This is a genomic window from Pirellulales bacterium (assembly GCA_036499395.1).
Taxonomy (GTDB): domain Bacteria; phylum Planctomycetota; class Planctomycetia; order Pirellulales; family JACPPG01; genus JACPPG01.
Map to the genome: position 1 here is coordinate 152,089 of DASYDW010000129.1, position 13,383 is coordinate 165,471.

11 protein-coding genes are annotated in these 13,383 nt (G+C 58.5%); 6 read left to right on the forward strand and 5 right to left on the reverse strand.

The window, feature by feature from the left end; all coding sequences use genetic code 11:
- Positions 1-174: 174 nt before the first annotated feature.
- The 4 genes from VGN12_26085 to VGN12_26100 all read right to left on the reverse strand — a co-directional run bounded on the left by VGN12_26085 (position 175) and on the right by VGN12_26100 (position 4,372).
- Positions 175-1,428, reverse strand: coding sequence for a tetratricopeptide repeat protein (locus VGN12_26085; GenBank protein ID HEY4312948.1), 1,254 nt, complete (start codon positions 1,426-1,428; stop codon positions 175-177).
- Positions 1,429-1,578: 150 nt separating this feature from the next.
- The gene (locus VGN12_26090; protein ID HEY4312949.1) at positions 1,579-2,556 is read right to left on the reverse strand and encodes a M23 family metallopeptidase; all 978 of its coding nucleotides are present in this window, start codon (positions 2,554-2,556) and stop codon (positions 1,579-1,581) included.
- A 170-nt stretch (positions 2,557-2,726) separates the two neighbouring features.
- The gene (locus tag VGN12_26095) at positions 2,727-3,638 is read right to left on the reverse strand and encodes a DUF6569 family protein (GenBank protein HEY4312950.1); all 912 of its coding nucleotides are present in this window, start codon (positions 3,636-3,638) and stop codon (positions 2,727-2,729) included.
- Positions 3,639-3,799: 161 nt separating this feature from the next.
- Entirely contained in the window at positions 3,800-4,372 is a 573-nt protein-coding gene (locus VGN12_26100; GenBank protein ID HEY4312951.1) for a TetR/AcrR family transcriptional regulator, read from the reverse strand.
- A 173-nt stretch (positions 4,373-4,545) separates the two neighbouring features.
- On the opposite strand from VGN12_26100, the gene VGN12_26105 reads away from it, so the two are divergent.
- From VGN12_26105 to VGN12_26130, 6 genes are all read left to right on the forward strand, one after another.
- Entirely contained in the window at positions 4,546-5,880 is a 1,335-nt protein-coding gene (locus VGN12_26105; GenBank protein ID HEY4312952.1) for a hypothetical protein, read from the forward strand.
- A gap of 44 nt (positions 5,881-5,924) precedes the next feature.
- Positions 5,925-6,362 (forward strand): PaaI family thioesterase, encoded by a 438-nt coding sequence (locus VGN12_26110; protein ID HEY4312953.1) that lies wholly within the window; start codon positions 5,925-5,927, stop codon positions 6,360-6,362.
- A 37-nt stretch (positions 6,363-6,399) separates the two neighbouring features.
- Positions 6,400-7,224 (forward strand): class I SAM-dependent methyltransferase, encoded by an 825-nt coding sequence (locus VGN12_26115; GenBank protein HEY4312954.1) that lies wholly within the window; start codon positions 6,400-6,402, stop codon positions 7,222-7,224.
- A 294-nt stretch (positions 7,225-7,518) separates the two neighbouring features.
- Entirely contained in the window at positions 7,519-8,499 is a 981-nt protein-coding gene (locus VGN12_26120; protein ID HEY4312955.1) for a polysaccharide deacetylase family protein, read from the forward strand.
- Positions 8,478-9,332, forward strand: a complete 855-nt coding sequence (locus VGN12_26125; GenBank protein HEY4312956.1) for a formyl transferase — start codon at positions 8,478-8,480, stop codon at positions 9,330-9,332. Before VGN12_26120 ends, VGN12_26125 begins: the two co-directional genes overlap by 22 nt.
- Positions 9,333-9,362: 30 nt before the next feature.
- On the forward strand, positions 9,363-9,770 hold the full coding sequence (locus tag VGN12_26130; protein HEY4312957.1) for a DUF1801 domain-containing protein: 408 nt from the start codon (positions 9,363-9,365) through the stop codon (positions 9,768-9,770).
- A 107-nt stretch (positions 9,771-9,877) separates the two neighbouring features.
- Here the strand turns inward: VGN12_26130 and VGN12_26135 are convergent, their stop codons facing one another.
- Positions 9,878-13,096 (reverse strand): Ig-like domain repeat protein, encoded by a 3,219-nt coding sequence (locus tag VGN12_26135; protein HEY4312958.1) that lies wholly within the window; start codon positions 13,094-13,096, stop codon positions 9,878-9,880.
- Positions 13,097-13,383 lie beyond the last annotated feature (287 nt).

Genomic DNA, 13,383 nt, shown 5'->3' on the forward strand with positions numbered 1-13,383 from the left:
CGCGCGCCCCGCAGCGCACACCGAAGATTTTCCCGACACTCACGGCGCCGTTAAAGCCTCTCCCCCGCGAGCCTTGCGGGAGAGAGGCCAGGGTGAAGAGGATTACACCGCGCCGGCGAACGCCGCTGCGAATTTGTCAGCCCTAGCGGAATGCTTCCCGACGCGTCTGATACCTCACAGACGGCGACGAACGATGACGCATCCCCACACAAGCGCGACCAAGCCTGCCGCGATCCCGGCGAGGATTAGCAGTGCTCGGCGCTGAGCTTCCTCGTAGGGATTGCCTCGTTCGTCACGCCGTTCATTCGCCAATTGCTTCTGGGCTTCCTCAATGGTGCCTTCCAGCGAGTCGTAATACTTCGTGGCAAAAGCTTGATCGACGTCCACGCCCGCGGCAATCCAGCGCCGCTCGTCCGCGGCGATCCGGTCGAAGTACGCTTTTCCCTCGGCCAGTTCACGGTCAAGCTCGGCGGATAATTTCTGAAGATCGGTATCCGGCCAAGGGCTTTCGTCCGCGTGCTTTTTCCGATGTCTGATGTAGTCCTGATGCCCCTCCACCATATGCGCCGCGGCTTTGTGGAACTCGACTTTAGTGCCCTCGTCGCTCGACAATTGAGCGACCCGATAATAAGCGCGCGCGGCCAGCTGCAAGGCGTCGTCGCCGTACGTGGGCCAGGCGATCAATAAGTCGCCCAAGACCTCGAGTAGTAGTGGCGAGTCGTAGTTCGCAAAGTGCATCATGCCCAATACGCCTTTTTGTGCGGCCGCTAACTCTGCTTTGAGCTCGTCCGCATATGTCACATCGTCACCATCCGACAGGCGACCGGTAAACCCTCGCTTCGCCAGAACGAAGTTGGCAAAGCCGTAGAAGTCCCCTTTCGGGCGAATAACGAGAGTCGATTCGGACGCAGGGTGGGGCGACTTTCTTTTAGTAAGAAAATACTCGGCCACCAATGACTGATATTTCTCACGCCCGAAATGGGCATCCGGATTGATGACGATGGCCCGGTCGATGTATTCCTTGCCGACTTTCAGATCGCCGGCCAGCATGTAGATCGTGCCCAGATTTGCCAGCGTCTCGTAACGATCCGGATGCGCTGCCAAAGCCTGTTCCAGTAGAGTAATCGCCTCGGCATTTCGGCCGAGCTTGGAATACGCTACCGAAAGATCATCCGCCAATGCCGGATCTTCCGCCGGGCTGCGCATTCGCTTCGTGCGGTCTTGAATCCGCCATTCGTAATAGGCAGGGCTGTGCCGGACGAATTTGCCGGTGATCGTTTCCAGCGTGCCGGGAAAACGCCGACGCTCCATCTGCAGCGTATCCCAATCCCAAAGACACGCCTGCGCCGTCGACGTGATGAGAAGAAAGAAAAGTCCTGCGAGCAACCGGCCAACGCGCAGAGATCGACACAAATCGCGGATATGCACTTGAGCGGCCTCCCCTGTCCTCTTGCATTCTATTTGCGTCAGCCACGCTTTACACCAGGAGCGCCGCCGCAAATGTTGTTTCGCTAGCGACGAGTATGCGTCTACACCGGCCGACACGGGACGAGAGTGTGTAGTCATGTGCATTACACCTCAGCGTACCGGCGGTTGGCCGGCGTTCTTCTCGCGCAGGAATTCCGTGGGATCGCGCCACCCCTTCGTCGAAAGCCCGTACCCGATGATCGCGAAATTCGGATTCTGGATTCTGTGCAGGACGGTTGCCGGCAAGAAATGCTTGCCGTCCCGCGTCGTAACTTCGAACATCTGCCCCGCAAGTTGAACTTTCTCCGGCAGCTCCCGATCCGCGGTGATCTCGATTTCTGTGTCGCCTAACTTGACAGCGCGAATGGGCAAGCTTTCGCCTTGGAATTGAATCGACAGCAGCTTATCTCCCTCCTCGAAACGTCGGCCTTCGCGAATGCCGAAGTGCAGATGCGGCTTATAACCTCCGTTTTCTATTCCCGCGCGACCGACCGTGCCGATTGCCTGCCCGCCGCGAACGGCGGCCCCCTCTTGGACGAGTCGCTTTTGCGACAAATGCCCGTAGACCGAGGTCATAATCGATCCGTCGGCCAGACGATGCTCGATGACAATCAGATTGCCCCAGTCCGACGCGCCGCGTGCGCTGCGGGCCGGATCCCGTTGCTTCGGCTTCTTCGTGCGATCGGGACCTTCCGAGATGCGCACGACGCCGTTGGCCATGGCAAACACCGGCTCTCCCGGGCGAAGCCACGCCACGTCGGCCCCCAGATGCAGCAGGTTCTGGCCTTCGCCCTTCATCACAACGGGCAGGCCGTAGCCGCCGTTGGGCATGTGCTGGGTCAGCACGCCGTCGGTCTCGATCACCGTCTCGACGACATCCTCCGCATAAGATCGCACAGGCAGGAAAAAGGCGTCGGCCACGGGATAGTCGAGTACATAACGACTTCTATCCTTAGGTTCCTCCGCGCGAGCCGAGATCGCAGATACCTGCGCGAGCATCAGCAGGATCAGCGGTAGATTCGCGGCCCGCCTTCGGGGGTTTGGCGCGCACACTCCGCCCATCGTCGTATCCCCTTCGATGGAAACCACCAAGAAAGGAACCGGCGGCAGAAGGGGCCTCTCCTCTCTGCCACAACGGATCATACCGGCGGCCGACATCGTGCAGCAAGCAATAACTGCGCGGACGACGAATACCGCTAAGGGTGAAGCATCGCGCGACCAACTAACCGCAAGATAAGAGCGACCGCGCTTCGCCACTATTAATCCGCCACGGCCACGCTCCCGTGAACTAAATCGTCGGCCAGATAAAGTGCGGACGCATATACGCCATCGTCCGTCTCGGCGCGTACCTCCTCGCCTTCACCCACCGACGGTGATGGCAGCCAAGGCGCATTACGTATCCTGCTGACGAATTCCTCGACCTGCTTTGGTTCGACTTGCTCCGTGCTTTGTTCAGCGACCAGAGAATCAAGCAGTACACCTGATAAAAGGCGTTCCCAAACCTTGTGGCACGTTGTCGGTTTATCGAACATGTCAACGGCAACGAGCTTATTACCCAGGGCGATAGCGACACCAGTCGCTCCAGGAACATAGGCAAAGCGCTTTTGCAGTTCAGCCAACTTGCCTTTGCGGGCCTCGAAGATATCCTCCATCGCTGCGGTGCCGGACGTGACGTCATGTTCTCTGTGGCGAGTGGCAACTTCTTGCCATATTCGACCCTGGTCCGAGGTGTGCCCGGCCCCACGGCTCAGCGAACCGCTAACACTGGCCTTTAGGGCTGAGCGAATTTTGGACGGCGAGTAAGAGTCGCTCGATCCAAAGTGCTTCGATTTGAATCCCCACCGACCTTGCTCGACGCAGGACACAGGAATCGTGGTCTTGCTTTTAGCGGCAACGAGCAAGGAAGTGTTGAGTATTCGGTTTTGCTTGGCACCAACGAGCTGTTCCCCCTCCAGGAATAACACACGATGATCTGAGTCATTGGTGACTGACAGATTCGGAACGGAACCCGCCTCGCTGATCTCTTCGACAACGATTTGTTTTGCTTCGATGGCGTCCGCAGCCAGCACATAATCCACCGGCTTTGTCTCGTCTGAGAACAGCGGGAAGACAACTATTCGGTCATGGCAGATTGGCTCGCCGACGCGGACTTGCGGAAATGCAGTAGGCATGGTTCAACCTCCTCATCGTCAAACGAAGATGCGGGACTGATTCACTCCCCAACGCACTTCGTCCAGCATATAGCTTGAGATGCCCAACATCAAAAGAGCATCACGCTTACGGCGCTGACGAACGGATTGAGAGCGTTCCAGGCTTCCGGCGAGTGGGGGGGCTACAAATCGCGGATCGCGTTTTCCGCGTTGCGAAGAATCGATTTTGATAATTCCGCATCACTCACAACACGCGACATCAGCAAGGCGCCGATCATTGTCGAGGCGGCCACCAAAGCCCGCTTTTTTGCTTCGGCCGGAGTGACATCGTCGAAGCAGGCCGCGAGCATTTCGACAAGCTTCGCAAAACTGTCCGTCGCCACGGCGCGCGTTTTTTTGTCGGCCCGGGCCAGCTCGCTGCCGATCGCCGCGAAGGCGCAGCCCGCTTGTGGATGATCTCGATGCGCGGTCGATAGATATTTTGCGACGATGGCTCGCAGCGCTTCGCGCCGTGGCTTCCCCGTCGCGGCGCCACTAAGTGTCTCGGTGGTCGAGGCCAGCGCCGCGGCGCAAGCCTCGGTGACGAGCTGTTCCTTCGAGTCGAAGTGCCGGTAGAAACCACCATGGGTCAGGCCCGCGGCCCCCATCAATTCGGATAGGCCCGTTGCCACGATCCCCTGCCTGCGAAATTCAGTGGCAGCGGTGCCGACGATCCGCTCGCGCGTCTCGGCAGTTTCTTTTTTCGACTTTCTCATGTTTGATCCTCCCCTCGATCAGGCATCGCGCGGATTGCCGTTGATTCCCCGTTCTAACCCCGTTATAGTTTAGATGATGATCGTACTCTAAACAACCTCATTCGCTTTCATGCCACGAACAATTGCTCGGTCCGGTTGCGATTTTTCAGGACCAACCCCAGGAACCAGTCCTTATGAAACTCGACGAACACCCGACCGTGCAAGATTTCCGCCGCCGCGCGCCGGCCCTTTCTCCTGTGCCGGAGCGGCTGGACGCGGCTTGGCTGCGGCAACTCTGCCTCGATTGTGGGGCCGAGGATGCCGGCCTGGTCGAGATCGATCGGCCAGCGATTCGTGATCAGCGGGCGGACATTCTGCGAGTGTTTCCGCACGCCAAGACGCTCGTGAGCTTTGTCTGCCGGATGAATCACGAACCGATCCGCAGCCCAAGCCGGTCGGTCTCGAATTTGGAATTTCACGGCACCTACGATCATTCGAACGAGGTTGCCCGCAAGATTGTTGCCGCGTTGCAGGATCGCGGCATTCGCGCCTTGAATCCGTCCGCCGGTTTTCCGATGGAGATGGATCGATTTCCCGGCAAGATCTGGGTCGTAGGGCATAAGCCGGTCGCGGTCGAGGCGGGGCTGGGGCGGATGGGCATTCATCGCAATATCATCCATCCGAAGTTCGGCAACTTTATCGTGCTCGGCACGGTGATCGTCGACGCCGAGGCATCGGCCTACGATGCCCCGATCGAATACAACCCTTGCCTTGAATGCAAACTGTGCGTCGCCGCCTGCCCGGTGGGGGCTATCTCGCCGCAGGGCGCTTTCCAATTCTCCAGCTGCATGACGCACAACTATCGTGAGTTCATGAGCGGCTTCGCCGATTGGATCGAAAAAATCGCCGAAAGCGACGACGCGCTCAGCTATCGCGAAAAAACGGCGCTGTCCGAGACGGCCTCGATGTGGCAGTCGCTCTCCTTCGGCCCGAACTACAAGGCTGCCTATTGCCTGGCAGTTTGCCCGGCCGGTGAAGACGTCATCGGACCGTTTCTCACCGACAAAGCCGCCTTTCTCACCGACACGCTGCGGCCATTGACGGAAAAGGTCGAGACACTCTACGTCATTCCGGGCTCGGATGCCGAGGAGCATGCCGCACGGCGCTTCCCCGCCAAGACGTTGAAGCGCGTGAGCAGCGGCATTCGCGCCACGTCGATCGACGGGTTCTTGTTTGGTTTGAAGTTGCTGTTTCAGCCGGGCCAGGCCGCCGGGCTTGACGCTGTGTATCACTTCACCTTTACGGGCCAGCAGGAGAAGCAGGCGACCGTTGCGATCCGCGACGGTGTATTGGCAATCCATGACGGTCATCGGGGCCAGCCCGGCTTACGGATCGTGGCCGACAGTCAGGCGTGGCTGGGATTTGTCGCCAAAGAGCGAAACCTGTTGTGGGAGATCCTTCGGCGGCGAATTCGCCTGCGCGGATCGCTCCGCTTGCTGCTTGCCTTCGCTAAGTGCTTCCCCTCGTAGAGCACGGTACACGCGCACATCTTTTTCTTTGAGAGAGACGAAACATGAAGACTTTCAGTGAATACGGCGAAAAGCTGGTCCGCGGCGAAGCACCTCCGCCCCCGATCGGGCGCTTGCTGGGATTCGTGCCAACAAGCATCGGGGCTGGTCGAGCCGTCTTCGAGATGCAGGCCGACGAGCGCCACCACAATCCGATGGGCACCGTACACGGCGGAATTCTGTGCGACCTGGCCGACGCCGCGATGGGATTTGCCTATGCTTCGACGTTGCGCGAAGGAGAATCGTTCACAACCGTCGAGCTAAAGATCAATTTCTTTCGCCCGGTTCGCAACGCGAAACTTATCGCCGAAGCAAATGTCCTGCGTGCCGGAACGACGCTCGGCTACATCGAATGCGACGTCAAAGACACTTACGGAAAGCTCGTGGCCCGTGTCGCGAGCACTTGCATGAAGCTGCTTGCGCGCGGCAACAGCGTGACATGATCCCCTGCTTACCTATAGATTAAGGGAGGTTCCATCGATGGATCATCAGCAATTGGTTGACGAGCAATACGGCACAGAGCCGCTCGTGACTCGCGTCGAGGCGGCACTCCGCTCGGCCAATCCCGCCGAACGATCGATCAGTTGGACGGATCTCGTGCCGCTCGATCAATTCCACGTCGGCGGGTTGGGCGCCTCGCGCGACCTGGCCGAGGCGCTCGGCGTCGAACACGGCGCCACGCTGCTGGACGTTGGTTGCGGGCTGGGTGGCCCGGCAAGGTTTCTCGCCGCGACCTGTGGCGCACGAGTAACGGGCATCGACCTTAGTCGGTCCTTTGTCGAGACCGCTCAGCTACTCACGCAGCGCTGCGGAATGACAGGTACCGTCACGATCCAGCAGGCGAACGCGCTCGATCTGCCCTTCGCCGACGCTAGTTTCGATCTGGCCTGGACGCAGCACGTAGCCATGAATATCGCGGATCGCCCGCGGCTCTACGCCGGCCTGCATCGGGTGCTAAAACCGGCCGGCAAGCTGGCGATCTACGATGTCATCGCCGGAGACGGTCGCCCGTTGATCTTCCCAGTTCCCTGGGCGCGTCGGCCGGAACTGAGTTTCCTGCTGAACGCCAACCAGATGAAGGCCACTCTCGCCACGGCAGGGTTCACGGAGCTGACTTGGATCGACAAGACCGAGGAGGGCATCGTCTGGTTCGATCAACTGCGATCGAAACAAAGCGAGGGCATGCCCGCACTCGGCATTCACATCGTGATGGGCAACGAATTTGGGAGCATGGCCGCGAACCTGGGACGCAATTTCCAGGAAGGGCGCGCTCGTATAGTGCAAACCATTGTGCAGCGCAGTTGATGCACACGATGCCAGCAGGGCGCGGCGCTATGCTATCACCGTAAATCTGTCAGCTTGCGGTGGTTGGCGAGTTCTTGGCGATCGATTCAGCCGAACTCGATATGCCAATCTCAACGGCCGATGCAATCTGCATCGAGTGGACGGTCAGGGGCTTCCGATGTGAACCCGTCCTAGTGTGACCAGCCCATCCTTTGGGTCACACGGCCGGTCGGCCTACCTGATTTGCTCGTCACCTTTCGACGCTGCTTCTCGATCCCGTCGAATCATCCCTCTGGCTGTGCGCGCACTCAGCTTATGCCCCACCGAACAGCGTCGCTTGAGACGTCAAATTTACGACTGTATTCGCCCAGCAGCGTGCTGCTGACTTTTCTGTTTCACGGCGTGTTCGCCGACCAGCACGAGATTGAACGAAACGCCGTCGACCCGCAGCAACGAATTACCGTCGAGCACTTCCGGCAATTCGTGGCCCACATGCTCGATTGCGGATACGAATTTGTCCTGCCGAACCAGGTAGTCGCGGGTTTGGACGCTGACGGTCGCTATGTGATGGCCACGTTCGACGACGGTTACGCCAGTAACGCTCTGGTACGCCCGGTGCTCGAAGAATTCGGCGTCGCGGCGCTCTTCTATATTTCGACCGGCCACGTGCTCGCGAAAAAATCGTTCTGGTGGGATGTCGTACATAGAGAGATCCTGCGCCGCGGTGGAACACCCGACGACGCCCAGAAAGTCGGTCGAGGTCTCAAGGAACTAACCAACCCGCAGATCGAAGATGTGATCGTCCGCATGTTTGGCGCCGAGTCGATTGAGCCCTGGGGGGACATTGATCGACCATTCACCCCCCAAGAGCTGCGCGCATTTGTTGATTCTCCACTGGTCGAGGTGGGCAATCACACGCGCGATCACGCGATTCTGACGAATTACACTCCGGCGGGCGTAAGACAGCAGCTAGCAGACGCGCAAGACGACCTGGAATCTATGGTCGGATACAGACCGACGAGTGTATCCTACCCCAACGGCAACTACTCGCCGGACGTACTGCGCGTTGCTAGTGAACTGGGGTTTTCGCTGGGAATCACCGTCGAACGCAGAAAGAATCTGTTGCCCGTCGATGGCGCGAACGACGGTCTTCTACGGCTCGGTCGCCATATCTTATGGGGCACGCGAGACATCCCCGAGCAATGTAATGCAATCCGGTCCGATGGCTGGTGGAAAGGGGCCTGGGCGAAGTTCGTTAATAGGGATAAACGATTGTGGCAACGACGGTCTGCCTGATTCGGCCAAACCCACCGCTCTTCTATTTCGCAAACGAGCTTCACCGGCAAAATCCGTTGGCGCTGGTCGTTATTGAATCGCGTCCTCAGTCACCGCTGGCGCAATGGTGGCGCCAACTGCACGCGGCATCAGATCAGCCAGCGGGGCTCGAACCGGCCCGGCTACCGCGACGTCGGGTGCGGCCAGAGCAGGCCCGTGATTGCCGGCGGTTCTTCGGCGACGCCTGGCGGTACCTCGATCCGACCATTCCGTTGCTGGTCGTGCCCGACATTAATGCGCCGATTGTGCGCGAGCGAATCGTGGCGCTGCGTCCGCAGGTAGTCGTTGATCACGGCACGTCGATCGTGCGAAAAGAGTTGTTGGCCGCCGTGCCGTTGGCCTTGAATATCCACTGGGGCCTTTCTCCCTATTACCGTGGCACTCATTGCACGGAGTGGGCCCTGTTAAATTGGGATCCCTTCAACGTCGGTGTCACTCTGCACCGACTGACGCGAGATATCGACGGTGGCGGGGTTGTCGCGCAGGCCCGCGCGGAAATTGCGCCGCAGGACACCGTTCACAGCATCAACATGCAACTGACGTATCTTGGCACAAAACTGGCCATAGAGGCGATCGAACAAGTCGCCGCCGGGCAGCCGCTTACGTTTCACAGCCAAGATCATTCGCAGGGTCTGCTGACGCTCAATCGGCAATGGAGTCGCCCACTCGCCAAGCAGATCCGGCACTTAGAGCATCGCGGGCTGATCGCGACAATGCTCAAGCATCCGGCGCGCCGGGCGCGGCTTCCGATCATCGAACCCGCGAGCCTTGTCACGGCGCCGGCGCTCGCCTAAGTCCCGGATCATCGACGAACGAACGATACCGTGAGCACACTTTTCCGGTTTCCCAATTCGCTCAAGCATGATCCAGCAGTCGAAGCCTGGCTGAACGAACGTGCAAGCTCCTTGGGCATAATCGCCCGACACTGGTTCGAGCTCATGCGCAAGTGTGGCGACGACGTGCGTGAGCTATTGCACGACGGTCATCCCACCGCGTGTGCCACCGACGCGGCATTCGCCTACGTCGACGCCTTCCAATCGCACGTGAATGTCGGATTCTTTCGCGGCGCCGAACTCGCCGATCCGAAAGGCTTACTGGAAGGAACCGGCAAACTCATGCGCCACGTAAAGCTCCGCCCCGACAGCGACATCGACGAGAGGGCTCTCGCCAAGCTCATCGAAGTCGCTTACAAGGATTTGAAGCAACGGGTGAAGGCGGAGTCGCGGCCTTGAGCTGGTGTTCCTTAGCTCATCGCCGTGTCAGTACTGATTGCCACCGCGCGCGGGCAACTACTGCTGGTCCTACGACCTGCCTGCAGAAATGTCACCTCCACGCCCCCTTACCCCCGATCGCCCGTTCTTCTGGCAGAGGCGATGATAGTGAGCAACTCGTCATTCACCGTCGAAGCGGTGAGTGCGCCCACAGTCAAATCGTTCTGCTGATCGAACAGCGGCATAGGTCCGTCCACAATTCGTGAGGCGGAATCAAATGTGTTTCGCGACATCAGATTGTCGACTAAAGTGCTCGCCGGTTTAGTTTGCACGGCGCTAGTCGCCGCTGTAGACGCTGTTTGCTGCGGGGAACTTACGTTGACAATGACATCTCGCAGGATTTCGCGTACTCGATCGTGTTGCGAGTCGGCGATAAACAGATTTCCCGCCGAGTCCACGGCCAGGCCACTTGCGGTGAGGCTGGCGTTCAGAGCTGGTCCGTCATCGCCCAATGCGCTATCGCGATCGATGACGATCGGGATCACAATACCCGTGACAGGATTTATCTCGTCAACCTGATTGCCGTCTAGACCGGTAGTGAAGATATTCCCATCCGTCCCGAGCGTGATGGTCGTCGCCGCGACATGTGCAAGGGTCGTAATGATGCCCGTTGTATGATTGACTTCGCGAATTCGGAAGCCATTGGCGTCGGCGATAAACAGATTGCCGGCTGTATCGACGGTCACGTCATAGGGATTTATTTGGGCCGTAGTGGCCAGTTCACCATCGCCGTTGTTGGAGCCACCTCCGGCGACCTTGGATATGACGCCCGACACGTGGTCGATTTTCATGACGCTCAGGTTGCCTGGAAAATACACATCTCCAACTGCGGACGCTGCGACAAAACCTGACATCTGCGACGTCGTGGCGATCGTCGTGATCAGCCCCGTGCTGTGGTCGACCTTGCGAATCGCCAAATTATAAGCATCCGCAATAAAGAGATCGCCGGCCGCATCCACGGCGATTGCGGCGGGCGAATGCAATGTGGCGTCCGCTGCTGGACCATTGTCGCCACTGTATCCGACAGCGCCCGGTCCAACGATCGTCGTAATGACGCCTGTGTCGTGATCGACTTTTCGAATGACGTTGTCAGCCGTGTCGGCGATCAGCAGATTGCCATCGGGATCAATGGCAATGTCGCTCGGCGCATTCAGCTCCGCATCGATCGCCGGTCCACCGTCGCCACTGTAACCCACGCCAGCAATCGTTGTTATCAACCCCGTGGAATGGTCTACCTTGCGCAGGAAATTATTCGTGGGACTGTAATTGTTGAGTCCAGCGAACCCTGACTGGACGAAGTACAGGTCTCCGGCTGGGCCGACCGCCACGCTGAATGGATATGACAACTTGTAATCGAACGCCGGCACATTGTCGCCAGTTTGCGTCCCACCACCCGCGACAACGGTCATGGTTCCTGTTGTTAGATCGACTTCATGGATCCTCCATCCGGACCAATCCGAGACGAACAAGTTCCCTGCCGCATCGATAGCGACGGAGTCGGCCTCGACGAAACTTGAATCGGGGGTGATACCGTCGTCGCCACCGAAGACACGGGTCATAATTCCCGTGACAGCGTCGACCTTTCTCACAGCTTCCCCGTCGGCGAAAAACACATCTCCGGACGCTGTGGCGGCTATGCCGGTAGGCGTGATTTCGGCCTCGGTTGCGAGATGGTCGTCACCGGCATAGCCCATGGTTCCATTTCCCGCAATCGTCGTGATGATGCCCGTCGCATGGTCGACTTTACGAATGCGCGCATTGTAGAAATCCAGAATAAACACGTCGCCAGCGGCATCCGTCGCCAGGCCAGCCGGCAGCGGCGATGATGTAGCACCGTTGATCCCATAGGCAAAGTTCAATTGCGCATCGGTGGCTGGCCCGTTGTCACCGCTAAAGCCTGCGACACCAGTTCCGGCAATCGTCGTAATAATGCCCGTGGCATGATCGACTTTGCGAATCACGTCATTGCCGGCATCAGCAATGAACAGATCGCCTGCTTGATCAACTGCGACGGCGGTTGGCTTGTTCAATAAGGCGAGAACGGCCAGGCCATTATCGCCGGCGTAGCCCTCGTCTCCCGCTCCGGCCACGGTCGTGATAATCCCGGTGCTATGATCAATCTCGCGAATGCGATTGTTGTGCTTGTCGGCAATGTAAATATTCCCTTGGCTGTCGACTGCAATTCCCTGATCGTCGTGCAGGAGAGCGTCGATGGATGGATCGCCATCCGCCACACCACCCCCCACGGCCGTGACAATGGTCGACGCGGGGCTTATCGCAGCGGTTGCGCTGGTCGCGAAAATGCCACTGGGATCGTTGTACACCGCAGTAAGCTTATGCTGGCCAACAGGTAGTGACACGTTCGACAGATTGGCGTTTCCCTGCTCAACAGAAGCACTTCCCAGCGCGATACCGTCACTGAAAAACGTAACGGACCCTTCGTTAGGACTAATAGGACTTTGCGGGTTCGCCACCACTTGAGCCGAAAGCGTAATCGTTTGGTCAGCAGTTATCGAACTCGGTACAGGGCTCAGCGAGATTCCTGTCCCCAGTACATTGACGGGTGACGTCTGATGGGCGAGCCACGCACTCGAAACAACCGCAATGTCCTGGTTGTTGATGATCTGATCGCCATTTGTGTCTGCGATTGGCCGACCAGGCTGAGCCCATTGCGAACTCAATTGCGCGAGGTCCTGACCATTGACAATTCCGTCCTGGTTGACGTCCCCCGGAAGGACATTGAAGCGGAACGAAAAATCGGTGCCTGCAATGCCGTTTCCCGAAGGATAGACGCTCGTGCCGTCGCTCCATGCTCCCGCGAGCGCGTTGCCGGACGAATCATGCACTCCCTGCGCCGAATGGCCGTTCAATACCAGCAGGTAGCTGCCTGCCGGGAGTGGCGAACTGAGCGTCCACGTCACGGTCGAGGTCGACTGGTCGAACAACATTGGGCCAAAGGTGACGTTTCCGCCCTGCAAACTTATCAAGGTAAGGGCGGAGGGCTGAACAAGAACATTCTCATTGAACGAGATCTTGATCTGGTTCAGATTTTGCCAAGGGAGCGAATCAAGCTGGGCGGAAGATCCGACCGGGATTGAGTATCCTCCGTTGCCAAGCCCATCTGCCGCGAGACTCGATACGAATGCCGGAGACCAAGAGGTGCCCGCGACGACAACGTTCGTCACCTCTGGCACTAGCGAAGCTGCCGAGAATAGATAGCGAGGTTCTAACGCTTCGATGTGCCCCAGAGTGGAAGCCGAGGAGTGCCCGCCGGCGCGCAGCGGCATGCGATCTGGTGTTAGTCGTCTACGATTCTTTTCTTGAAAAGCTACCTTTGTGCTAACACCTGCCCGACGACGTGCGAAATAAGAAAACATAAATAGATTCTCCCCGAGTCGGAGTTGCCCTGCATCTCTGCGACTCGTCCAAATGAAAACGAACCAACATTCGCGCGCGAAATATGAATAGATGAATCGCGCGAACCCTAGTCGTCAAAAACGCGACGGAAAGATCTGAAAAGCTGCCTGACCGACCTGACACAGCGGTTCCTCATGCGCGCAGCGCAACAAAATCG